Below are 22,113 nucleotides of genomic sequence, written 5' to 3' on the forward strand. Positions count from 1 at the left end.
GCATGAGCACGCACGAACCCGCCGACCTGATCCTGAGCGGCGGCAAGATCATCACCGCCGATGCGCGTTTCAGCATCGCCGAATCGGTGGCCATCCGCGCCGGGCGCTTCATCGCGGTGGGCGAGGACGCGATGGTCCAGCGCCACCGCGCCGCCCATACGCGGGAGATCGCGCTGAACGGCCGCGCCGTGATGCCGGGCCTCATCGACGGCCACGCGCATATGGACCGCGAGGGGCTGAAGTCGGTCTTCCCCTCGCTGGCCGGCTGCCGCTCCATCCCCGAGATCCAGGCCCGCATCGCCGAGCTGGCGCGCGACAAGGCGCCGGGCGAGTGGATCGTCACCATGCCCATCGGCGAGCCGCCCTTCTATTTCGACCTGCCGCAGTCGCTGGCCGAGGGCCGCTGGCCCACGCGACAGGAGCTGGATGACGCCGCGCCGAACAATCCCGTCTATATCCGCTCCATCTGGGGCTATTGGCGGCACAGCCTGCCGCTGGTCTGCATCGCCAACACGCGCGCGCTGAAGCTGGCCGGCGTGACGCGCGAGACGGCGCCGCCGCATGCCTCCGTCACCATCGAGAAGGCTTCTTCCGGCGAGCCCACCGGCGTCTTCGTCGAGCAGGGCTATGTGCCGCTGGTGGAACTCGCCTTCTTCCAGATGGCGCCGGGCTTTTCCATCGCGCAGCGCGTCGAGGCGCTGCCGCGCTCGGCCGCCTATTACCACGCCTTCGGGACGACCAGCATCTACGAGGAGCATGGCGTCGCGGCGGAGCTGCTGGCCGCCTACAGGCAGGTGCATGCGGCGGGCAAGCTGACCATGCGCTCGCACCTCGCCTTCAGCCCGGACTGGCGCGGGATGGAGGGCGTCTCGATGGAGCGGCTGATCGGCGGCTGGGCGCATCAGCTCGCCGGCGCCGGCATGGGCGACGACATGCTGCGCCTCTCGGGCATCATCACCGAGATCGGCAAGACGCCGGACAACGCCGTGCGCGCGCAGGCCGCGCCCTATACCGGCTGGGCCGGCTTCAACTACGACATGGGGCTGGAGCGCGAGCGCGCGAAGGAGATGCTGATCGCCTGCGCGCGGCACGGCATCCGCGCCATCGGCATCTGGCCCAACATGCTCGACCTCTATGCCGAGGTGAACGCGGTGGTACCGATCCGCGACCTGCGCTGGGTGCTGGGCCACATCGCCGTGCTGAGCCGCGAGCAGGTGAGCAAGATCCGCGACCTCGGCCTCGTGATCACGACGCACACCAACCGCTACATCTACAAGGAAGGCCACCTGCTGCAGGAGCGGAACAAGCTGCCCGACGAGGACAGCATCTCGCCGCTGCGCTGGCTGGAGGAGGCGGGCGTGACCTTCGCGCTGGCGACCGACAATGTGCCGGTCTCGCTGTTCTACCCGATGTGGCAGGCCGTCTCGCGGATGAGCCTGTACACGCAGCGGATGGTGGGCGAGCGCCAGGCGATTAGCCGCGAGAGCGCGATCCGCGCGGCGACGAATGCGGGGGCGTATCTGACGATGTCGGAGAAGGACAAGGGGGCGATCGAGGTGGGGAAGCTGGCCGATCTCGCGGTGCTGACGGCGGATCCGCTGACGGTGGATCTGCCCGCGCTGAAGGATGTGGCGTCAGAGTTGACTATGATGGGGGGGAAGGTGGTGCATGAAGGACGGTTGGGGCGGATTTAGCTGCCATCGCGACGATACTATTCTATTATGTGCGCCCGCAGCATGAATGATGAAAAACATGACACGACCAAAACTTCATCATTATGTTCCACGATTTTACCTTGAGCGCTTCACTGATAATCTCGGTTATCTTTGGGTTTGGGATCGCGAAAAGGATCGGGTTTTTCGCTCATCGCCGAACAACGTCGCCGCAGAAAGTCATTTTTATCGACTAGATCAGTATGCTCATTACGCTGTAGATGCCGATGTAGAGCTAGAGCGCCAACTTTCTGTCATCGAAGCCGATATTTCGATCATTACGACGCAATGGTTAGACTGGCTTCGCAACGGCCAGAAATTGGATCGCCTTACAATACCGGAAGAAAATAGACGAGGCTTTTCATTATTTGTTGCCCTCCAAATCCTACGGACCGCAGATCATCGCAGCCTAGTAGAAGCGTTTTTGGAGGAAAGAAACGACATTGACTCTGCCATGAATGCTGAGCAACGCGCAACGGAGATAAGGCGGTTCCATACAGAAATTTTATGGAATGCAGAAGCTGTCGACAATTTATCCGAAAAAATTTATCAATCTATTTGGCTATTTGCCAAAAATCCGACAGACACTCAATTCGTTACATCGGATAATCCTGTTACGTTTCGAACGGCCGATAATAAAATGTGGGTCAAATTAGGATTTTTCAGAGACGGAACATATGCAGCCTTTCCAATCGCACCAGATATAATAATATACATGTACCCTCGACATGAAATGTGGAAATCATTGGAAAAATTTGATTGCCAAATATCTCCGGTCGTATTGACCTCAGAAATGGTTATTAGTGAGAATACGGCATGTGTTTATGGCTTCGAAATTTATTTTTTCAAATAGCAATTCCTTCGATAACGAGCGAGCATTTGCGCCCACTGTCGGAACTGATATTTTTGCTCCCCATTCCGAAGATAAAGAAAATTAAATATCGAGCGCTGCTTGCCCCGGGGCTGGATCAGTCACACGCAATACTCCGAGTAACAACCACTGACGTGGTCTCGCTTTCACGGTTCCCATGGCAAGGATGATCCTGCGCCCGGGTCGCTGTTCCGTAAACTCGGCTCGTAAATGGTCGATGATGGTCGTGTCATCAACGCCGCGCCTTCGCAAATTGAAAAAGGTTCCTGTCGTCTCCCAATCTCCACATTGAGGCGCGTGGTCCACCCCGTCCTGATCAGTGAACGGGATCGCAATCGCATACGAGCATGGATCGAAGGGTGCCATGTCTTCATCCAAAAGCGATTGCTGGCGAGCGGCATTTTCGAAAGCCGATCGCTCAGCCGCAATCACCGCATTGGATTTGGCTTTCACCTTGAATGACAGGCTACGCGGCTCCAGAAGCGCCAAGCTTTCCCCCTTGTCCGCGGCTTCCCGTGTAGACGCTCTCAGCAGTGGCAGAAGCATTCTTAACCGCTCGCGCGCAGGCACCATGCCGCCAGGCTGGAGGGTGTTCTCTTCTATTCGACGACTCTCACGACGGTTGTCGTCGCGAGGTGCCTTCCATCCATAGTTGACCCATTGCCAGCGCGCGAATTGCTGTTCGGCTATGAGCTGCCTGAAGCGCACGGGGTAGAAGCGGCGCCATTCACCACCCGCTGTGATGCCAGCACAGCAAACAGTCTCACGATAATTTTTGCTCGGTCGAGGCACCGCTTTCACAAGCACAACGGCAGCTTCGCGATTATCGCTACGCAGCCGCGGTGAATGTGCTTCCGACGTGGCTCGACGCATCGGGAGAGAGGTGTTGGATGACAAGGCCGGTCTTCCTCGCAATCGAAGCTGCCACAATAGTCCGGTGACAGCCCGACGATTCGGCCTCATAGCATAGCAGGCAAATAGACTTCCGCGTTGATATTTGAATGGCCTCCGCCAGTGCCGCCTGAGCAGCCTCGCTTCGAAGGTGATTCGCATAGATTGCGCGAAACTCTGACATGCGTCCTGCACGAGCGGCCTCTCGGCCGGCTTTAGGGTCTCCGAGCCCCCGTAAGTGCATATAATCAATGCCAATTTCGCGTAATGCGGATGCTAATGCATTCTTAGAAAAACCCTTACGCCGTGAAACAGCTACGGCACGTATATCGACAATCAGCGACACACGAGCGCGACGAAGCGCGGACAGGAAGCCCGACAAAGTTGCGCCTTCATAGCCTATGGTACGAACTGTAGATGCCATGAAATGCTTCTAGTTGAGTTGAAATCGATCAACCGCAGAAATCTGCGGGCAAAGTCAATTACGGGTTGCTATCGCTGTATCTGCCCACCCGCAATCACCCGCCCATCCCAATAAACCACCGCTGCCTGCCCCGGCGCAGCGATCCCCGGCACATCCGGCGTCAGCACCAGCTCCGCCCCATCCCAATCCGCCATCATCCCCGCCGGCCGCTCGCGCCCGCGCAGCTTCGCCTCGCAGCGGAAAGCCCCGGAAGGCGGCTCGACCAGCCAGTTCACCTCGCGCACGCGAATCTGCGTCTGGGCCAGCTTCTCCCGATGCGCCACCACCACGCGCCGCTTCGTCGCGTCGAGCTGCGCCACGAACAACGGCGCCTCGTCCTCGCGCCGCGAGATGCCGAGCCCACGCCCCTGCCCCACCGTGTAGCGCGCGAGGCCGCGATGCTGCCCCAGCACCTTGCCGTCCTCGTCCACGATCTCGCCCGGCTCCAGCGCCTCCGGCCTGAACTTGCCGACCACATCGGCATAGGTGCCGGTCGGCACGAAGCAGATGTCCTGGCTGTCCGGCTTCTCCGCCACCGCGACACCCAGCCGCACGGCCTCGGCCCGCACCTCCGCCTTGGTGGCGTAGCCCCCCAGCGGAAACAGCGTCTTCGCCAGCTGTGCCCGCGTGGTCTGCGCCAGGAAGTAGGACTGGTCGCGCACGGGGTCCACGGCCTGGTGCAGCTCCGGCCCCTCCGGCCCATCGATGCGGCGCGCGTAATGGCCCGTGGCCAGCGCCTCGCAGCCGAGGTCCGCGGCCAGCTCGGTCAGGTCGTGGAACTTCACGGTCTGGTTGCAGCGGATGCAGGGGATGGGCGTCTCGCCGCGCGCGTAGCTGTCGGCGAAGTCCTGGATCACGGCCTCGCGGAAGCGCTGCTCGCGGTCCAGCACGTAGTGCGGGATGCCCAGGTGCTCCGCCACGTTGCGCGCGTCGTGGATGTCCTGCCCCGCGCAGCAGGCGCCCTTCTTCTGGATGGCGGCGCCGTGGTCGTAGAGCTGCAGCGTGGCGCCCACCACCTCGTGCCCCTGCTCATGCAGCAGCGCGGCCACGACCGACGAGTCCACGCCGCCGGACATGGCGACAAGTATTTTCATGCCCTCAAACGCCGGGCGGCGGCTCCGCCGCCTTGGCTTCGCCGCGCCACGGTCGCACCCGGCGTCGCTGTAGAGTGGGCGGCGCCGGCCGCCGTGCGGCCGGATTCCGGGAGGGCGGCGCTAGCCATTGCCCACGAAGTCCCCGCCCCGGACCGCGTCCAGCCCCTGCTGCCAGAAGCGCTGCTCCAGCCGCGCCGCCATGGAGAAGTCGCGCAGCACTTCCTTGAACCGCGCCTCGCCGCCATGGCTTTCGCTCAGCGCGTCGATGCGGTGGGCGGCGGCCTCGGCCAGGGCCTGGTAGCCGTCACTCGAATAGGTGTCGATCCAGGACTGGTAGGGGTTGCCGGCCGTCATGCGCTTGGGGTCGGCCATGATGCGCCGCGCCACCTCGCCATAGCCCACGGTGCAGGGGACCAGCGCGATCTCGAGGTCCATGATGTCGCCGTGCATGCCGCGGTCCATGACCCAGCGGGTGTAGCTGACCGTCTCGATGGATTCCGGGATCTTCGTGACCTCCTCCTCGGAGAGGCCCCATTCCGCGCAATACTTCAGGTGCAGCAGCGTCTCGTCGAGGATGGCCAGCACGGCGGCCGCCTTGCCCCGCATGGCGGACAGGCTCTCGCCCTTCACCACGGCCAGCGCCTTGGCCCGCGCGAAGTGGATGAGGAACAGGTAGTCCTGGATCAGATAGGTCTGGAACGCCTGGAGCGGCAGCGTGCCGGCCGAGAGCTGCTGCACGAAGGGATGCCAAGTGTAGCCCGCCCAATCCGCGCCGGAGGCGGCGCGGAGCTTGCGGAACAGGCCGTCAGCGGCGCCGAAATCCTCGATCCCCCGCATGGCGCATCACCGCGCGGCCGACGGCAGCTTGACGACGAGGCCGTCCAGCTCGTCGGTGATGATGATCTGGCAGCCCAGCCGGCTCGTCTCCTGCAGGTCGAAGGCGAGGTCGAGCATGTCCTCCTCGTCCTCCGTCGGCGCGGCGAGCTGCTGGAACCAGGCGCCCTCCACGATGACGTGGCAGGTGGCGCAGGCCAGGCTGCCCTCGCAGGCGCCCTCGATGTCCACGCCGTTGCGATGCGCGATCTCGAGCACGGACAGGCCCAGCGGGGCTTCCACTTCCCGGCGGCTGCCGTCGCGCTCGATGAAGGTCATCTTCGGCATGATTCTGGTCTACTCCGCGGCGTGAGGCCGGGCGGCGAGGCCCTTCCACGCCGTCCCGATGAGCGCGGCAGCCTGCTCCGCCTCGGCGGGCGAGGTAAAGCGCCCCAGCCCCAGGCGCAAGGTGGCGCGGGCCTCGGCCTCCGGAATCCCCATCGCGCCGAGCACGTAGGAGGGCGCGATCTCGGCCGAGGAGCAGGCCGAGCCGGTGGAGAGGCAGAGCTCCGGCAGGGCCGCCATCAGCGCCTGGGCGTCGACGCCGCCGGGGAAGGTGAGGTTGAGGTTGCCGGCGACGCGGGCTTCCATCGTGCCGTTCACGCGCAGGCCGGGGATGGCGGCGTTCAGCCCGTCGAGCAGGATTTGCCGCTGGCCGGCGATGCGGCCCGCATCCAGCATGCCCTCGGCGGCGGCGATGCGGGCGGCCTCGCCGAAGCCCACGACGAGCGGCGCCGGCAGGGTGCCGCTGCGCAGCCCCCGCTCCTGCCCCCCGCCGGAGAAGAGCGGCGCCAGCCGCACGCGTGGCCGGCGGCGGACATAGAGCGCGCCCACGCCCTTGGGGCCGTAGATCTTGTGGGCGGTGAGGGACATCAGGTCGGCCTGGATCTCGGCCACGTCGAGCGGGATGCGGCCTGAGGCCTGGGCGGCGTCCGTGTGGAAGAGGGCGCCGGCCTCTTTCGCCAGGGCGCCGATGGCGGCGAGGTCCTGGATCACGCCCGTCTCGTTGTTCACGGCCATGACGGAGACGAGCAGCGTCGGGACTTCCAGCGCCGCGCGCAGCACTTCCAGGTCCAGCAGGCCGTTCGGCTTCACCGGGAGGATGACGGGCTCGAAGCCCTCGGCGCCGAGGTCGCGCACGGACTCCAGCACGCATTTGTGCTCGGTCGCCAGCGTGACGATCCGGCGGGGCCCCTCGGTCCCCGCGAAACGCGCCGCGCCCTTGATGGCGATGTTGTTGGATTCCGTGGCGCCGGAGGTGAAGACCACCTCGCGCGGCTCGGCCCCGATCAGCTCGGCGACCTGCTCGCGCGCGGCCTCGACGGCCTCCTCGGCCGCGCGCCCCATCGCGTGTTCGACGGAATGGGGATTGGAAAAGTTCTCCTCCCACCAGGGGCGCATGGCGGCGAGGACGCGCGGGTCCATCGGCGTCGTCGCGTGATGGTCGAGGTAGATGGGGCGGTTCGGGCGCATGGGGGACTATGTGGCGCCGGCCGCGCGGCGTGACGAGAGGCGCGCATGCATGGCCGCATAACCCGCCAGGAAACGCTCCGGCGCGTCGTCTGGGGCGTTCCAGGGCAGCGAGATGCGGATGCCGCAGCCGGCATCAGCGCCGAAGCCCATCGCCTCCAGCACATGCGAGGCCGCGACCTTGCCCGAGGAGCAGGCGGAACCGGCCGAGACGCGGAGGCCGGCCAGGTCCAGCGCGATCACCTGCGTCTCGGCCGGGACACCGGGAAGGATGGCCAGGGTGGTGTTGGGCAGCCGCGGCGCGGCGGCCCCGGCGATGACGGCCTCCGGCGCGATGCGGCGCAGCCCCGCCTCGATGGCGTCGCGCAGCCGGGCGATCCGCGCCGCGTCGTAGCTCTCCGCCACGGCCGCGCCGAAGGCGGCGATCGCCGGCAGCGGCTCGGTGCCCCCACGCCGCCCGCGCTCCTGGCCACCGCCGGCGATGAGCGGCGTCAGGTGCAGCCCCGGCGCCAGGATCAGCGCCCCCGCGCCCGGCACGCCGCCGAGCTTGTGGGCCGAGATGGCGATGCTGGCCGCGCCGGAGGAATCGAGGCCGATGCGCCCGGCGGACTGCACCGCGTCCACGTGCAGGAGCGCGCCATGCTCTCGGCACAGCGCCGCCACCTCGGCCAGGGGATGCAGCACGCCGGTCTCGTTGTTGGCGGCCATCAGGCAGACCAGGGCGGGCGGCCCCTCGGCCAGCAGCTTGGCCAGGGTATCCAGCTCCACCGTCCCGTCCGGGCGAACGGGGATCACCATGGCCTCCGGCGCTGCGGCGCGGACCGCCGCATGCTCCGTGGCCCCCACCAGCGCCCGCCGGCCGGGCATCAAGCCGTGGATGGCGAGCGCGTTCGCCTCGGTGCCGCCGGAGGTCAGGACGACATCGCCCGGCGCCGCGCCGAAGCGCGCGGCGATCCGCCCGCGCGCCTGCTCCAGGACCCGCCGCGCCACCCGCCCGCCGCCATGGACCGAGGAGGGGTTCCCGCCCAGTTCGAGCGCGGCGATCAGCGCCTCGCGGGCCGCAGGGCGGAGGGCTTCGGTCGCATTGGCATCGAGGTCGAGCGCGGTCATGCACGGGATGTCGCGACGGCTTGCGCGGAGGTCAATCGAAGGTTTCGCGGAGTGTCAAAGTTTCAAGCAGGTCGTTCCGGACCCGATCTCCGAGCGAAGCCGCGGAAGGCCCTGGATTCAAATTTGCCCGCAAGGCCATGCATTTAGCCGGACCCAGCCATGCAGGCCTCCGGATGAATCCATTATGAAAACAAGGCCGGGGTGCGTATGATGACCATGCCGCGCACGGGGAACCGAGCGAGGCTCTCGAAGCGATTGTTTCCGTGCCGACTTCTGTTTTCGGGACGGTGCCGCCAGCTCTCTGCGGGCCCCTTGGGTCGTTTCTGCGGAATGAAGTCTGGAGGCAGTCAGGTGACGCGTCAATGGCGCGGCCCTGCGATGCATCGGTTCGGGGAAAACCCACGCGGGCCGCCCTGCCCCGATCCTTCCTCCGGGAAGGAGCCGATGCCGCGGGGCCGCGCCAGATGCGGGGCACCGCCAATTCGGCCGCAGGGGGTCGCCGGTTCCGCCGGCTGATCCCATGCTGCCCAACCGAAGAAACGGACAAAGGACACCGATGCCTGAAGTCATGTTTGCCGGCCCCGACGGCCGCCTCGAAGGCCGTTACCATCATGCGAAGCGCCCGAACGCCCCCGTGGCGCTCCTGCTGCATCCGCATCCGCTGCATGGCGGGACCATGAACAACCGTGTGGTGCACAGCCTCTACGGGAAGTTCCAGGCGATGGGCTTTTCGGTGCTGCGCTTCAACTTCCGTGGCGTCGGCAAGAGCCAGGGCCGCTACGACGGCGGGATCGGCGAGATCAGCGACGCCGCGGCGGCGCTCGACTTCCTGCAGGCCGTGAACCCCAATGCCTCGATGCTCTGGGCGGCCGGCTATTCCTTCGGCTCCTATGTCGGCATGCAGCTGCTGATGCGGCGCCCGGAGATGGGCGGCTTCATCTCCATCTCCGCGCCGGCCAGCCATTACGACTTCGGCTTCCTCGCCCCATGCCCCTGCTCGGGCATGATCCTGCATGGCGAGGACGACGAGCTCGTGCCGCTGAACAGCGTGCAGAAGCTGGTGGACAAGCTGAACACACAGAAGGGCGTCGCCATCGACTTCCGCACGATCCCGCAGGCCGGCCACGTCTATACGCCGAGCCAGGTCGAGACGATCAGCGACATGGCGGAGGACCACGTCCTCTCCGTGCTCAACCGCAGCCGGATGGCCCTCGCCGCCGACTGAGGACTTCAGGACAAAGGATCAGCCGGCCCAGCTCACGCTGCGGCCGGCTTTTTTGCGCGGCATGGGATACACTCCCGCCTCCTCGGATTAGGAAGGCGATCCATGCTGAACTGCGCGCCCGAGCCGGCATCCCCGGCCCCGCATTCCGGCTGCCTGTGCCATCGGCCCGAGATCCGCGCCCTCGGCCGCCGCCTCGGGCGGGAGATGTCGCGCCGCGGCTTTGTCGCGGCCGCCCTGGCTTCCGGCGCGACGCCTGCCCTGGCGCAGCCCGCCGCCCCTCGCCCGATCCTCTTCCTCAACTTCCGCCTCTTCGACGGCACCTCGCCGAACCTGCGCGACGGGCTCAGCCTGCTCGTCGAGGGCGGCCGGATCCGCTCGCTGGCCCCTGGCAATCCCGCCCCGCCCGAGGGGGCGCGGGCGATCGACTGCGGCGGCCGCACGCTCATGCCGGGGCTGATCGACGCGCATTGGCACGGCCTCTTCGCCGCCATCCCGTTGCCGGTGCTGCTGACGGCCGATATCGGCTACATCCAGCTCGCCGCCGCCGCCGAGGCCGAGCGCACGCTGATGCGCGGCTTCACCACCGTGCGCGACCTCGGCGGCCCCGCCTTCGCGCTGAAGCAGGCGATCGACGAAGGGCTGGTGGTGGGCCCGCGCATCTACCCCTCGGGCGCGATGATCACCGCCAGCGGCGGCCATGGCGACTTCCGGCCGGTCTCCGACTTCCCCAGCCCCGGCGGCGGGCGGACCGCCGTGGAGCGGACGGGCGCCCTCGGCATCGCCGACGGGCCCGACGAGATGCGGCGCCGCGTGCGCGAGCAGCTCCTGCAGGGCGCGTCCCAGATCAAGCTGACCGGCAGCGGCGGGGTCTCCACCCCTCGCAGCCCGCTCGAGGCCCTCACCCTCACCGAGGCCGAGATCCGCGCCGCGGTGGAGGCCGCTTCGGACTGGGGCACCTATGTGGCGGTCCACGCCTATACGCCGGCTTCGATCGCCCGCGCCCTGGACGCGGGGGTCCGCTGCATCGAGCACGGCCATCTCATGGACGAGGCGACGGCCGCGCGCCTCGCCGAGAAGGGCGTCTGGCTGAGCACGCAGCCCTTCAGCGAAGGCGATTCGGCCCCTCTCACGGGCCAGGGCCAGATCGACATGCTCCGGGTCTTCGCCGGCACCGACCGGACCTACACGCTGGCGAAGCGCCACGGCCTGAAGACCGCCTTCGGCACGGACCTGCTCTTCTCGGCGGCGCTGGCGCCGCGGCAGAGCCTGATGCTCACCCAGCTGACGCGCTGGTACACGCCCGCCGAGGCCCTGCGCATGGCCACGGCGACCAATGCCGAGCTGATGGCCCTTTCCGGCCCGCGCAATCCCTATCCCGGCAAGCTGGGCGTGGTGGAGGAGGGCGCCTTCGCCGACCTGCTGCTGGTGGACGGCAATCCGCTGGAGAACATGTCGCTCCTCGCCGAGCCGGGGCGGAACCTGCGGATCGTCATGAAGGACGGGCGCATCCACAGGAACACGCTGGGCGGGTAGTGTCCTGCCCCGAAGTTCGCCACTCTTCGCGGCGGGGTTCGGGGATCAGCATGCCGCTGAACAAAGCTAGATTCCGAAGAAGAGCAGGTCGATCCCTCGCGTGATATCCGCCCGCGCCGGCTCGGCCGTCCCGACAGCTTCTCCGAGGACGCGCAGGGGCATGGGCCGCATCTGGCGGAGAACAATGGCGTAGGTCTGGCCCATCAACTCGATCGTCGGCGCCGTGGGACCTCGCAGAGGGGCAGGCGTCAAGGGGCAGACGATCCGTTCCGGTCCCTCGACCGCGGTGGCCTCCAGGATGCAGACGAAAGGAAAGGCCCGCAGCGCCACCACTCGGTGCCGGTGCAAAGCGAGATGCCGGGGTGACCGGATCACGGGTTCTCTTCGAGCCAGGCGTCCACGCCATCGGAGAAGGAGCCGTTCTCCGCGATGAAGCGTTCATAGTCCTTCGCTTCCTGCCGCAGTTCCTCGAGCAGCGCCGCTCGGGCCCGTTGCGCCAGTTCCGCCGCCACGGCCGCCTCGGCGACGGCCGAGACATTGATCTTCGCCGCCTTGGCCTTCGCCATGAGGTCACTGTTGATGGTGACGCTCACGGTGCGGCGTGGGGCGGCCGCGTCATGGGTGACAATGGTCATGCCCGGATTTTACACGGGTCTTGGACCCGTGTCCAAGACCCTCTATCCTCCGCGCAACGACCGAGGAAACCCGATGATCGCCCGCCGTATGCTGCTGTCAGCGCCGAGTCTCCTGGCCGCGCCCGCTTTCGGGCAGCCCCAATGGCGCCCCGACAAGTCCCTCACCATGATCGTCGCCTTCGCGGCCGGCGGCGGCACGGATGCCGCGGCCCGCACCATCGCGCGCTTCATGGAGAGGGATCTCGGCCAGCCGGTCGTGGTGCTGAACCGCCCCGGCGCCGGCGGCGAGATCGGCTTCACCGAGCTCGCCCGCGCGCGTCCGGACGGGCTGACCATAGGCTTCATCAACACGCCGCATATCGTCACCCTGCCGATCGAGCGCCGCACCCGCTTTCGGCTCGAGGATTTTTCCCTGATCGCCAATATCGTGGACGATCCGGGCGGCCTCTGGGTCCGCGCCGATTCCGGGATCCGCGACTTCGCCGGCCTCCTCGCCGCCGCCCGCGCCCAGCCCGGGACGATCGGCTACGGCACCACCGGCGTCGGCTCGGACGATCATCTCGCGATGCTGGCGCTGGAGCGCGCCTCGGGCACCAGCTTCCTGCACGTGCCCTTCGGCGGCAGCGCCCAGGTGAAGCAGAATCTCATGTCCCGCGCGATCCCGCTCGCGGTGATGAACGTGGCCGAGGGCGTGAACGAGGCCCGCCAGGGCGTGCTGCGACCACTCGCCCAGATGGGTGCGGCGCGCTGGGCTCCGCTCGGCGACGTGCCGACGCTGAAGGAGCTGGGCTTCGAGGTGGTGGAGGGCTCGATGCGCGGCATGGCCGCGCCGGCCGGCCTGCCGCCGGAGATCCTCGCGCGTCTCTCGCTGGCCCTCCGCCGCACCGTGGACGACCCGGAGTTCAAGGCCAGCGCCGAGCAGCAGAACCTGCCGCTACGCTTCCTCGGCCCGGAGGAGTTCCTGGCCGAGCTGCGCGGGCTGCAACGCAGCTACCAGGCGCTCTGGGACCGGCATCCCTGGCGGGATTGATCGATTCCGCCTAGCCGACCCCGCTCGTCCGCAGCAGTACGTGGGGGCCCAGCTCGTCCAGCGTGTTCACGCCGAGCAGCGCCATGTCGCGGTCCAGCTCGCCCTTCATCAGGGAGATGGCGTGGCTGACGCCCTCCTCCTGGGCGACCGAGGCCGCATAGAGCATCGGCCGACCGAAGAAGCAGAAATGCGCCCCCAGCGAGAGGGCCTTCAGCACATCCGTGCCGCGCCGCAGCCCGCCGTCGAAGAGCACCGTCATCTGGCCCGAGGCGGCCGCGATCTCCGGCAGCACACGCAGCGTGCCTGCCGTGCCGTCCAGCTGCCGCCCGCCATGGTTGCTGACCACGATGCCGTCCGCGCCCTCGGCCTCGGCGCGGCGGGCGTCGTCCGGATGCATCACGCCCTTCACGATGAGCCAGCCCGGCCAGCGCTTGCGGATCAGCGCCAGGTGCTCCCAGTTCAGATGGTCCCGGGCGGTGAAGTCGCGCAGCACGTTGCGGGCGAGGATCGGCGCGCCGCGCTCGGCGAAGCTGTTCTCGAAATGCGGCATGCCGTGCTTGGCCCAGGTGTAGAGGAAGGAGCCGAAGGTCCAGCGCGGATGCAGCATCCCGTCCCAGGCGAGGCGCAGCGAGGGCTTGAGCGGCGTGGAGAAGCCGTTGCGCACGTTGTTCTCGCGGCTCGGCAGCACGGCCGTGTCCACGGTCACCAGCAGCGTGCCGAAGCCGGCGGCGGCCACGCGGTCCACCAGCGCCTCGACCCGCGTGGCGTTGCCGGGGAGATAGGCCTGGAACCAGGCGTCCGGATTGGCCGCGATCACCTCCTCCATGCGGATCAGCGATGAGCCCGAAAGGATATAAGGAACATTCGCGGCCCGGGCCGCCCGGGCCAGGGCGATGTCGCCGCGATAGGCCACCAGCGCGGCCATGCCCATGGGCGCGATGCCGAAGGGCGCGTCCCATTCGCGGTTGAAGATCGTCCGCTTGTAGCTGCGCGGCGAAACGTCGCGCAGCACGCGCGGCAGGAAGTGGAATTCGGAATAAGCGCTGGCGCTGTCCTCCAGGGCGGCGTTCCGCTCGGTGGCGCCGGCGATATAGCCGAAGATGGGGCGCGGCAGGCGGCGGCGGGACAGTTCCTCGAAATCGTCGAGGCAAAGGGCGCGTCGGGCAATGGAGCTCATGGCGCGCGACTGTAGCGTCTGGCCCGATCCGCGCCAGACGGCGCGGGGCATTTTGCGTCAGGCCGCGCGATGCTCCAGGCGCGCGACCAGCCAGGGCGCCGCGCCGGCAAGGTCCGGCTCCACGCCGAGGCCAGGACCGGCGGGCAGCGGGAAGACGCCCTCGCGCACGCGCGGGAAGGGCTGGGCCAGCGCCTCGCGCAGCGGGTTCTCCATCACGTCGTGCTCCAGCAGGCCGGGTCCGCCGGCCGCGGCCAGGATCTGCGCGGCGGCCAGCAGGCCGATCCCGCCGCCGAGCCAGTGCGGGCAATAGGATCGCCCGGCCGCGATCGCCCGCCGGCCCACGGCATAGGCGCCCGTCACGCCGCCCCATTTCAGCGTGTCCGGCTGCACCACGCCGTGATGGCCGTTGCCGATCAGCGCCGCGAAGCTCTCGAAGCCCATCACGTTCTCGCCGCCTGCCAGCGGCACCGGCGAGAGCATCGCCAGCTCCGCCCATTCGGCCGCCGGACGGTCGGCGGGGATGGGCTCCTCGATCCAGCCGAGGCCGTGTGCGCCCAGGCGCGGCACGGCGCGGCGGGCCTCGGGTAGGTCCCAGCCCTGGTTGGCGTCGATCATCAGGCGCTCGCCGGGCCCCAGGTTCCGGACGAGGCTCGTGACATTCGCCTCGTCTGCCTCCAGGCCGAAGCCCACCTTCAGCTTGAAGGCCCGGAAGCCCGCGGCCCGGCAGCGATCCAGCGTGTCCGGCGTGCTGCCCGGATTGAGGCCGCTGGCATAGGCGGGCACCTCGTCGCGCACGCCGTCGCCGGCGAGCAGCGCGCGCAGCGGCTTGCCGGCGCGGCGCGCGGCCAGGTCCCAGAGCGCCAGGTCCAGCCCGGCGATGCAGGCCGCGAAGGGGCCCGGCTCGCCCACCTGGTTGACCCAGCGGACGGTGCGCGCCGTCAGGCTTTGCCAGACGTCGGAGGGATCGGCGTGGGGGCCGGCGAGCGCCGCCGGCGCGATCACCGTCTCGATCAGGCGCTGCTTGTTGTCGGCGCCATAGGGCGGGAAGTTGCACCAGACCTCGCCCCAGCCATGCGCGCCCTCGGTGTCCTCCACACGCAGCAGCAGCGCGCTGCGGCGGGCGATGCTGCCGAAGGACATCCGCACCGGCTCCTTCACCTCGGCGCGATAGAGGAAGGTCTCGATGCGGGCGAGGCGGATGGTCATGGGTGGTGCTTCTCGATCCAGTGCCGCGCGATGTCCTCCCGCCGGCAGACCCAGATCTGCGGCTGGGTCTTCACCCAGTCGAGCAGCTTCGCGAGCCCCGCCGCGCGGCCCGGATAGCCGATGATGCGGTTGTGCAGGCCCACGCTCAGCATGCGCCCGCCCGGCTCCGCCTGCATCAGCTCCAGCGCGCCCTTGATGTACTGGAAGAACTCCTCGCCCGCCGTCAGGGCCGCGCGCTGAAAGCGGATGTCGTTATGCGCGAGGTTATAAGGAAGGACGAGGCGGGGCGTGCCGTCGAGATCCGCCCAATAGGGCAGCTCGTCGTCATAGGCATCGCTGTCGTAGAGATAGCCGGCCTCGGCGAGCAGCCGCCGGGTGTTCTCGCTCGGCGCGTAGCGCGTGTACCAGCCCAGCGGCGGCGCGCCCATGACGCGGGTGATGAGGGCGGTGGCATCGGCGATGCGCTGGCGCTCGACCGCCTCCTCCATGCCGATGTGCATCTCCCACTTCCAGCCATGGCCGCAGACGTCCCAGCCGGCATCACGGATGGCGGCCACGGCCTGGGGCGTGCGCTCCAGCGAGCGGGCGACGGCGAAGACGGTGCAGGGCAGGTTCCGCTCGGTGAAGAGCCGGTGCAGGCGCCAGAAGCCCACCCGGCTGCCGTACTGGAACATGCTCTCGGCCCCGAGGTCGCGGCCCTTCACGGGCGCGGTGGCGCCTTCGGTGAGGGCATTCTCCGTGCGCGGATCGCCGTCGGGGACGGATTCCTCGCCGCCCTCCTCGTGGTTGATGACGAAGTTGAGCGCGACCTTGGCGCCGCCCGGCCAGCGCGGATCGGGCGGGTTGCGGCCGTAGCCCTCGAAGTCGCGGGCCGGGCTCATACTTCCGATCCCGGCACGATGCCGCGCGGCAGCCCGGCGACATATTCCGCCAGTTCGCCCGGCCGCGTGGCCCAGAGCTGATCCTGCTGCGCCATGATGTGCCGCAGCGCCTGGCGGAACGGCTTCAGCCGGTGCGGCTGCCCCAGGATGAAGGGATGCAGCACCACGCTGCACACCAACGGCCGCTTCTCCGACTGGCGCAGCAGCTCGTCGAACTGGTCCACGATCATGTCGGCGAATTCGCGCGCGCTGTGCTGGCGCGCGATCAGCGCCGGGCTGTCGTTGATCTCGGTCGAATAGGGCACGGAGAGGATCGGCCCGGCCCGCGTCGCCATCCAGAAGGGCTGGTCGTCGGCCGGCCAGTCCATGACATAGGCGAAGCCCGATTCCCGCAGCAGGTCGAGCGTGACGTTGCTCTGGGCGATATAGGGGCCGAGCCAGCCGCGCGGCGGCACACCGGCGTGACGCGCCAGGATGTCGCGGCTCTCCACGATCAGCCGGCGCTCGTCCTCCTCCCAGAGGATGTCCTGCCGCTCGGAATTGCTGCGGCCATGGCCGATGAACTCGTCGCCGCGGGCGCGCAGCGCGGGGCCGATCTCGGGGCAGGCCTCCAGCGCCGCGCTGTTGATGTTGTGCGCCGAGGGGATCCCCAGCTCGTCCAGCGTGTCGAGCAGGTTCCACAGCCCGACCCGGTTGCCGTAGTCGCGCCAGGCGTAGCTGCGCTGGTTCTGCACGGGGTTCAGCCCCGTGCTGTCCGAGCCCATCCCCGCCCGATAGGCGAAATGCTCGATGTTGTTGACCACGAGCAGCGCGAGGCGCTTGCCGCCGGGCCATTCATAGGTCGGGCGGGAGGGGATGGCGCTGTGCGCGTAGCGGTTGTGAGCGGGGAGCTTCATGAGACGGATGCTGGCCCGCGACGCCGGTCCGTTCAACCCGGCCTTGCGCCGTTTCGCGATGGCGCGGAGCATGCGCGGCAAGAACGGGAGGATGCGATGGGGTGGGATTGGCTGCGCGCGGAAGGCGCGATGGCACGATGGCAGGCGCTGTGCGACGCGGACCCCATCCTGCGGCACCGCCTGCCCGGCGGCGCGGCACGCTTCTCGATCGCACAGCCTGGGCTGGCCGTCTCGCTGGACATCGCCGAGGGGCGCCTCACCCTCGCGGAGGGCGACGACGCCGCCACCCGCTTCGGCGCCGAGGCCGCGATCTGGGAGAAGTTCCTGGCGCCCGTCCCGCCACGCCATCACCACAACCTCTACGCGTTGCGCATGCGCGTCCCCGGCTTCACCATGGAGGGCGACGAGCTGGCCTGGGCGCAGCACGCCCATCTGCTGCGCCGCGCGCTGGACCTCGCGCGCTGGCTCCGGTGCGGCGGGACCGGCCCCGCCCCCACCTCGCTCCGGCCGGCCCTCGGCGTCCCGACCCCCGGCCCGGCGGCGACCGGCCGCTACGTGACGGTGCATGCGCGGGGGCGCGACTACGTGCTCTACGGCGAGGCCGCCGGCACAGGCCGCCCGATCCTCGGCCTGCACACCGCGGGCTCCGATTCGCGCCAGTTCCACCGGCTGATGGACGAGCGGCGCCTCGCCCAGGCGGGCTTCGCGATCACCGCCTTCGACCTTCCGGGCCATGGCCGCTCGCCCGCGGTGGCCGAGCCCGGCGGCTGGGCGCTGGACACCGAGCTCTATGCCGAGCTGATCCTGGGCTTCGTGGAGGCCTGGGGCTTCACGGAGAAGCCGGTGCTGCTCGGCGCCTCCATGTCCGGCGAGATCTGCCTGGAGATGGCCTTCCGCGCGCCCGAACGCTTCGCCGCCATCATCGCCTGCGAGGCGGCCGACCACATCGAGCGGCGCCGCACGCCCTGGGCCGACCATCCCCTGGTCAATGCCGCGATCTACATCCCCGAATGGATCGAGGGGCTGATCGCGCCGCAATCGCCGGCGGAATGCGCCGCCGAGATCGCCTGGCACTACAGCCAGGGCGGCTGCGGCACCTTCCCCGGCGACATCCTCTTCTATTCCGGCGGCTGGGACGCGCGGGACCGCGTGCATCGCATCGACACCGCCCGCTGCCCGCTCACCTTGCTGACCGGTGAATACGACTATTCCTGCACCGCCGAGCATTCGGCGGCGACGGCGGCGAAGATTCCCGGCGCGCGCTTCCAGCGGATGGACGGAATCGGCCACTTCCCCATCGCGGAGAACCCGGCCTGCTTCCTGGATTTCCTGCTGCCGGCGCTGTTAAGCCAGCATGCCAAGTCAACAGTCTAAGTATAGAGAGGCGGCCCCTCAGAATTATGCATTTCCACGCCGATAATTGCCTTTCATGGCGCAGTCGCTTCCACTCGACGGTTTATGATCGAAGGCCTAAATACAGAAACACCAGGTGAGGCATAGCCTGACCTGGTGCACTGTAATCCATGCCGAGGGCGCGTAGCTTTCGCCAGTGGGGCCACTTCGGCTGCTCTGAAGTTTAGGATAGGCGCGAGAATGGCTGAAAGTCAAGTTCCGTATTCCAACCTGCCGCATCAGATCGCCGCTATCCGGGCCTCACTCTCGGAGCCACGCTTCTCCACCTATCTTGCCAAGGGCGGGGGCGACGAAGGCTACGCCATCGCGCTCTATCTCTACAATGCCCGCGTCGCGAAGGCATTCATGTATCCCCTCGGTGTTGTCGAGGTAACGCTTCGCAATGCCATCGATGCCCTGCTCGTCGCACAGCACGGGCCAGCCTGGCAGCTCGAGCCCAGCTTCCGCGACTCCGTATTAATGCCAGACGGACTCTCCGCCTTGGATACCGCCATCAGGCGCGCCGGCGTCCAACCGACGCGTGACCACGTCGTCGCCGAACTTACCTTCGACTTCTGGTCAAATTTGCTCCGGCCGGAATACGGCAGCCTGTGGCGCACCAGTCTCAACGTCGTTTTTCCGAACCTCGTCCGGGGCACGACGCGGCACCAGATCCAGGCCAAGGCGCGCGAGATCAATCGGTTTCGCAATCGGGTTGCCCATCATGAGCCGGTGCTCGACCTCAACATCACGGACATTCATGCCAAGATCGTGGAACTCGCCGGCCTCCGCTGCGCTGAAACCGCAGCATGGCTAAGGCACCATTCCACTGTCGGCATCGTGACCCGCACGCGTCCACGTGGCGCGGCAGCCGGCTTTACGTCGGTGGAAACACGATTGGCGACGGATTTCGTAACGGTGACAGAGACGACCACCCTCGACGCTGTCGCACATCAGTTTGACCGAAAGAACCAGGTGGCTGTCTGCCTCGACGACAGGGGATCGCCGGTTGCGGCCTTTGGAGCTCTTGAGCTCACCCAGTACATCTCGAAAGTAGCAAAGCCCAACGGTGGGCTCGTCGCTCTCGACGAACATACCGTGAAGAGCCTCCTGGAGGCATACGGACGTCGCTGGATCGCCATTTCCGCCAGCGACCCGTTTTCCAATGCCGCCGAGCACCTGCTGAAAGGGATGGAGTTCGTCGTCGGACTTGATGCCAACGGCGACATCGCGGGCGTCATCCCTCGAGCCTTGCGCCGCTATTGATGGCCGACGGCCCCCTCGTTTCTACTCGATCTTCACCGCCGCGGCGCGCACCACCGGCGTCCAGCGGTCGTATTCCTCGCGCACGAAGCGGTCGGTGGCCGCCGCGTCCATCCAGATGGGCTCGCTGCCGAGATCGGCGAGGCGCGTGCGCATCTGCGGCGCCTCCATCACCTCCTTCGACAGGTTGCCCATCTTCTGCACGATGGCGGCCGGGGTGTTCCTCGGCGCGAAGAGGCCCGTCCAGGAGCGCACGGCGTAGTCCGGCACGCCGCCCTCGGCCACGGTGGGCAGGTCCGGGCGCAGGGCGACACGCTCGCCGGTGCAGACGGCGATGACACGCACCCGGCCCGCCTCGGAGGGCGGAATCACGGTCGGCAGATTCATGAAGGCGAGCTTGATGGTGCCCGAGATGAGGTCCGTCAGCACCGGCCCGCCGCCGCGATAGGGCACATGCGTCATGTCCAGCCCCGTGCGCAGCCGGAAGAGCTCGCCCGCCAGATGGTTCGAGGAGCCGACGCCGGAGGAACCGAAGCTCATCCCGCCGGGGGTCGCGCGGATATGGGCGATCAGCTCCTGCACGTTGCGGACCGGCAGCGAGGGATGGATGGCGACGACATTGGGCACGTCCACCCACATGGCCATGCCGTGGAAGGCCTCGCGCACGTCGTAGCCGAGTTCGCCCGAGATCAGCGGGTAGAAGACGTGGTTGGAGGCGGAGGAGACGAAGAGCGTATTGCCGTCCGGCCGCGCGCGCATCGCCTGCCCCATGCCGACCGAGCCGCCGCCGCCGGGCCGGTTCTCGATCAGGAAGGGCTGGCGGGTGCTTCCCTCGAAGCTCGGCGAGAAGAGCCGCGCCACCACGTCGTTCGATCCGCCGGGCGCCCAGGGGACGATCATGGTGACCGGGCGTGTGGGCCAGGCCTCCTGGGCATGGCCCGCGAAGGGGGCAAGCAGGGCCGGGGCGGCCAGCAGGGCGCGGCGCTTCATGGATGGGTTTCCTCGGTTTCTTCCGCTACCGGAGAACGCCGTCTGGCGCCTCCGGCAACGCATCGGACGGGTTATACCAACTCGCCGCATCGGACCGCCAGATGTGGCCCGCGGGCCGGTCGGTGATCGGCGTGTCCAGGCATCCCAGCCGCAGCAGAACGTGGTCCCGCGCCGGCCGGTCGGCGAGGACCTGCGAGCCGCAGCTCCGGCAGAAGCGCCGGAACTTCCCCGGCGAGGACTCGTATTCGCCGAGGTTCCCCGCGCCCCGCACCCATCGGAAGGCCTCCCGCGGCACGCCCATCACGCTGGAGAAGGCCGAGCCATGCGCCTTGCGGCAGGTCCGGCAATGGCAGTGGACGATGGGCTCCCTCGGACGATCGGGCGGCACGTCGACCTCGTAGGCGACGGCGCCGCAGAGACAGCTTCCGGTCAGCATCGGTTCTCCTCCGTGTGATCAGGGACACCCTGACGGCATGGTTGCACGAAGCCCGTTTCGCGCCACCGGTGGTGCATGGCGGAATGCCGGGACCCGGGCTAGGCTTCTCGCCGTGTGAGGCAGATGAGAGAAAAGATGCGCGCAACCCGTCTGGCAGTCCTGACCGGAGCGGCCGCCCTGCTGGGGGCCTGCGCCTCGACCGGCATCCGCTCGGACGGCGGCGACGTCTTCGTGCTCGAGAACAGCAACCTGAGCGGATCGCGCGCCGTGGAGCGCGGCCTCGCCGATGCGCGCGACTTCTGCGCGGCCAACGGCCGGCAGTTCGTCGTGCAGGACAGCCGGATCGGCTCGGGCACCTATCAGCTCCAGTTCCGCTGCGTGGCGCCCTATGGCGTGGCGCGGGCTGGCGGCGTCGACCCCCTGCTGGCCGCGGCCGCGACGCCGGTCACGCCCGCCGCCACCGAGACGCCGGCGCGCCGGCGCCGGGCCCGCCGCCCGGCCGATGCCGCCTATGTGCCGCCGGCCGAACCCTCCGCCGCGCCCGCCGAGACGCCGCGCCCGGCCCGCCGTGTTCGCCGGACGCGGCCCGCCGACGCCGCCTACGCGCCGGCCGCCGATGCCTCCGGGCTCCAGCCCATCCCGATGGCCTCCGCCCTGCCCTCGCGCTTCGCCCGGCCCGAGCCCGCGCCGCAAGAGGCGCCGGCCCTACCGCCCGTCGCGACCACGCCGCTCTTCAATCCGCGCGGGGCCAGCTTCCCGGCGCCGGTGGCGGCGCCCCTGCGCCGGATCCCGGCGGATAACGCGCCCTTCGCGCCCCTGGAGCAGGCCGCCGCGCCCGCCGCCGCCATCCAGCCGGCGGCCGCGCCGCGGGCGGCCGCCGGCGACGGCCTGCCGCCGATCCAGCTCCCGCCGGGTCTTCCCGGGCTTCGCCAATATCCACACGCATTTCGTCATGACGCTGGCCC

General features: G+C 68.3%; 22 protein-coding genes and 1 pseudogene. 8 read left to right on the forward strand and 15 right to left on the reverse strand.

Annotated elements, in window-relative coordinates; translation table 11 throughout:
• Positions 1–2: 2 nt before the first annotated feature.
• Positions 3–1,694, forward strand: coding sequence for an amidohydrolase (locus EJV46_RS00805; protein ID WP_131546692.1), 1,692 nt, complete (start codon positions 3–5; stop codon positions 1,692–1,694).
• A 58-nt stretch (positions 1,695–1,752) separates the two neighbouring features.
• Entirely contained in the window at positions 1,753–2,565 is an 813-nt protein-coding gene (locus EJV46_RS00810; protein WP_165585251.1) for a DUF4238 domain-containing protein, read from the forward strand.
• Positions 2,566–2,646: 81 nt separating this feature from the next.
• Here the strand turns inward: EJV46_RS00810 and EJV46_RS00815 are convergent, their stop codons facing one another.
• The 7 genes from EJV46_RS00815 to EJV46_RS00845 all read right to left on the reverse strand — a co-directional run bounded on the left by EJV46_RS00815 (position 2,647) and on the right by EJV46_RS00845 (position 8,484).
• The gene (locus tag EJV46_RS00815; RefSeq protein ID WP_165585252.1) at positions 2,647–3,480 is read right to left on the reverse strand and encodes a hypothetical protein; all 834 of its coding nucleotides are present in this window, start codon (positions 3,478–3,480) and stop codon (positions 2,647–2,649) included.
• Complete coding sequence (locus EJV46_RS23490; RefSeq protein ID WP_131546695.1) at positions 3,413–3,898, reverse strand: DUF488 family protein; 486 nt, start codon at positions 3,896–3,898, stop codon at positions 3,413–3,415. The genes EJV46_RS00815 and EJV46_RS23490 overlap by 68 nt, the downstream gene beginning before the upstream one ends.
• Positions 3,899–3,966: 68 nt before the next feature.
• On the reverse strand, positions 3,967–5,031 hold the full coding sequence (gene mnmA, locus EJV46_RS00825) for a tRNA 2-thiouridine(34) synthase MnmA (protein ID WP_131546696.1): 1,065 nt from the start codon (positions 5,029–5,031) through the stop codon (positions 3,967–3,969).
• A gap of 120 nt (positions 5,032–5,151) precedes the next feature.
• Positions 5,152–5,868, reverse strand: a complete 717-nt coding sequence (locus EJV46_RS00830) for a TenA family protein (RefSeq protein ID WP_131546697.1) — start codon at positions 5,866–5,868, stop codon at positions 5,152–5,154.
• 6 nt (positions 5,869–5,874) lie between these two features.
• Positions 5,875–6,192: a ferredoxin family 2Fe-2S iron-sulfur cluster binding protein gene (locus tag EJV46_RS00835; RefSeq protein WP_131546698.1), complete on the reverse strand. Its 318-nt coding sequence runs from the start codon at positions 6,190–6,192 to the stop codon at positions 5,875–5,877.
• A gap of 9 nt (positions 6,193–6,201) precedes the next feature.
• Positions 6,202–7,377, reverse strand: coding sequence for a cysteine desulfurase family protein (locus EJV46_RS00840; RefSeq protein WP_131546699.1), 1,176 nt, complete (start codon positions 7,375–7,377; stop codon positions 6,202–6,204).
• Positions 7,378–7,383: 6 nt separating this feature from the next.
• Positions 7,384–8,484, reverse strand: coding sequence for a cysteine desulfurase family protein (locus EJV46_RS00845; protein ID WP_131546700.1), 1,101 nt, complete (start codon positions 8,482–8,484; stop codon positions 7,384–7,386).
• 556 nt (positions 8,485–9,040) lie between these two features.
• On the opposite strand from EJV46_RS00845, the gene EJV46_RS00850 reads away from it, so the two are divergent.
• A complete protein-coding gene (locus EJV46_RS00850; RefSeq protein ID WP_131546701.1) occupies positions 9,041–9,709 on the forward strand; it encodes an alpha/beta hydrolase in 669 nt (222 codons plus the stop codon).
• Between the two features lie 102 nt (positions 9,710–9,811).
• On the forward strand, positions 9,812–11,242 hold the full coding sequence (locus EJV46_RS00855; RefSeq protein ID WP_131546702.1) for an amidohydrolase family protein: 1,431 nt from the start codon (positions 9,812–9,814) through the stop codon (positions 11,240–11,242).
• 66 nt (positions 11,243–11,308) lie between these two features.
• Here EJV46_RS00855 and EJV46_RS23495 read toward each other — a convergent pair whose 3' ends face one another.
• Together EJV46_RS23495 and EJV46_RS00865 are read right to left on the reverse strand one after the other, a co-directional pair.
• A complete protein-coding gene (locus EJV46_RS23495; RefSeq protein ID WP_165585253.1) occupies positions 11,309–11,617 on the reverse strand; it encodes a CcdB family protein in 309 nt (102 codons plus the stop codon).
• Positions 11,614–11,877 carry a type II toxin-antitoxin system CcdA family antitoxin gene (locus EJV46_RS00865; RefSeq protein ID WP_131546704.1) on the reverse strand — a complete coding sequence of 88 codons (264 nt, stop codon included), beginning with the start codon at positions 11,875–11,877 and terminating at the stop codon, positions 11,614–11,616. The genes EJV46_RS23495 and EJV46_RS00865 overlap by 4 nt, the downstream gene beginning before the upstream one ends.
• A gap of 73 nt (positions 11,878–11,950) precedes the next feature.
• Between EJV46_RS00865 and EJV46_RS00870 the strand changes: the two genes are divergently transcribed.
• Entirely contained in the window at positions 11,951–12,907 is a 957-nt protein-coding gene (locus EJV46_RS00870) for a tripartite tricarboxylate transporter substrate binding protein (protein WP_165585254.1), read from the forward strand.
• Positions 12,908–12,917: 10 nt separating this feature from the next.
• Here the strand turns inward: EJV46_RS00870 and EJV46_RS00875 are convergent, their stop codons facing one another.
• From EJV46_RS00875 to EJV46_RS00890, 4 genes are read right to left on the reverse strand one after another with little or no spacing between them, the layout of a single operon-like run.
• Complete coding sequence (locus EJV46_RS00875) at positions 12,918–14,135, reverse strand: alpha-hydroxy acid oxidase (RefSeq protein WP_131546706.1); 1,218 nt, start codon at positions 14,133–14,135, stop codon at positions 12,918–12,920.
• A gap of 6 nt (positions 14,136–14,141) precedes the next feature.
• A complete protein-coding gene (locus tag EJV46_RS00880; RefSeq protein ID WP_131546707.1) occupies positions 14,142–15,290 on the reverse strand; it encodes a mandelate racemase/muconate lactonizing enzyme family protein in 1,149 nt (382 codons plus the stop codon).
• Positions 15,287–16,171: a polysaccharide deacetylase family protein gene (locus EJV46_RS00885; protein WP_131546708.1), complete on the reverse strand. Its 885-nt coding sequence runs from the start codon at positions 16,169–16,171 to the stop codon at positions 15,287–15,289. Before EJV46_RS00885 ends, EJV46_RS00880 begins: the two co-directional genes overlap by 4 nt.
• Complete coding sequence (locus tag EJV46_RS00890) at positions 16,168–17,067, reverse strand: polysaccharide deacetylase family protein (RefSeq protein WP_131546709.1); 900 nt, start codon at positions 17,065–17,067, stop codon at positions 16,168–16,170. The genes EJV46_RS00885 and EJV46_RS00890 overlap by 4 nt, the downstream gene beginning before the upstream one ends.
• A 129-nt stretch (positions 17,068–17,196) precedes the next feature.
• Here EJV46_RS00890 and EJV46_RS00895 point away from each other — a divergent pair, with 129 nt between their 5' ends.
• Both EJV46_RS00895 and EJV46_RS00900 read left to right on the forward strand, forming a co-directional pair.
• Positions 17,197–18,441 carry an alpha/beta fold hydrolase gene (locus EJV46_RS00895; protein ID WP_165585255.1) on the forward strand — a complete coding sequence of 415 codons (1,245 nt, stop codon included), beginning with the start codon at positions 17,197–17,199 and terminating at the stop codon, positions 18,439–18,441.
• Positions 18,442–18,660: 219 nt separating this feature from the next.
• Positions 18,661–19,725, forward strand: a complete 1,065-nt coding sequence (locus EJV46_RS00900) for a hypothetical protein (protein WP_131546711.1) — start codon at positions 18,661–18,663, stop codon at positions 19,723–19,725.
• A gap of 21 nt (positions 19,726–19,746) precedes the next feature.
• Here the strand turns inward: EJV46_RS00900 and EJV46_RS00905 are convergent, their stop codons facing one another.
• Together EJV46_RS00905 and EJV46_RS00910 are read right to left on the reverse strand one after the other, a co-directional pair.
• Positions 19,747–20,712 (reverse strand): tripartite tricarboxylate transporter substrate binding protein, encoded by a 966-nt coding sequence (locus EJV46_RS00905; RefSeq protein WP_165585256.1) that lies wholly within the window; start codon positions 20,710–20,712, stop codon positions 19,747–19,749.
• Positions 20,713–20,737: 25 nt separating this feature from the next.
• Positions 20,738–21,148, reverse strand: coding sequence for a GFA family protein (locus EJV46_RS00910; protein WP_131546713.1), 411 nt, complete (start codon positions 21,146–21,148; stop codon positions 20,738–20,740).
• A gap of 135 nt (positions 21,149–21,283) precedes the next feature.
• On the opposite strand from EJV46_RS00910, the pseudogene EJV46_RS00915 reads away from it, so the two are divergent.
• Positions 21,284–22,113: pseudogene (locus EJV46_RS00915) on the forward strand (hypothetical protein); the annotation flags it as partial.

The organism is Roseococcus sp. SYP-B2431 (assembly GCF_004336745.1).
Taxonomy (GTDB): Bacteria; Pseudomonadota; Alphaproteobacteria; order Acetobacterales; family Acetobacteraceae; genus Roseococcus.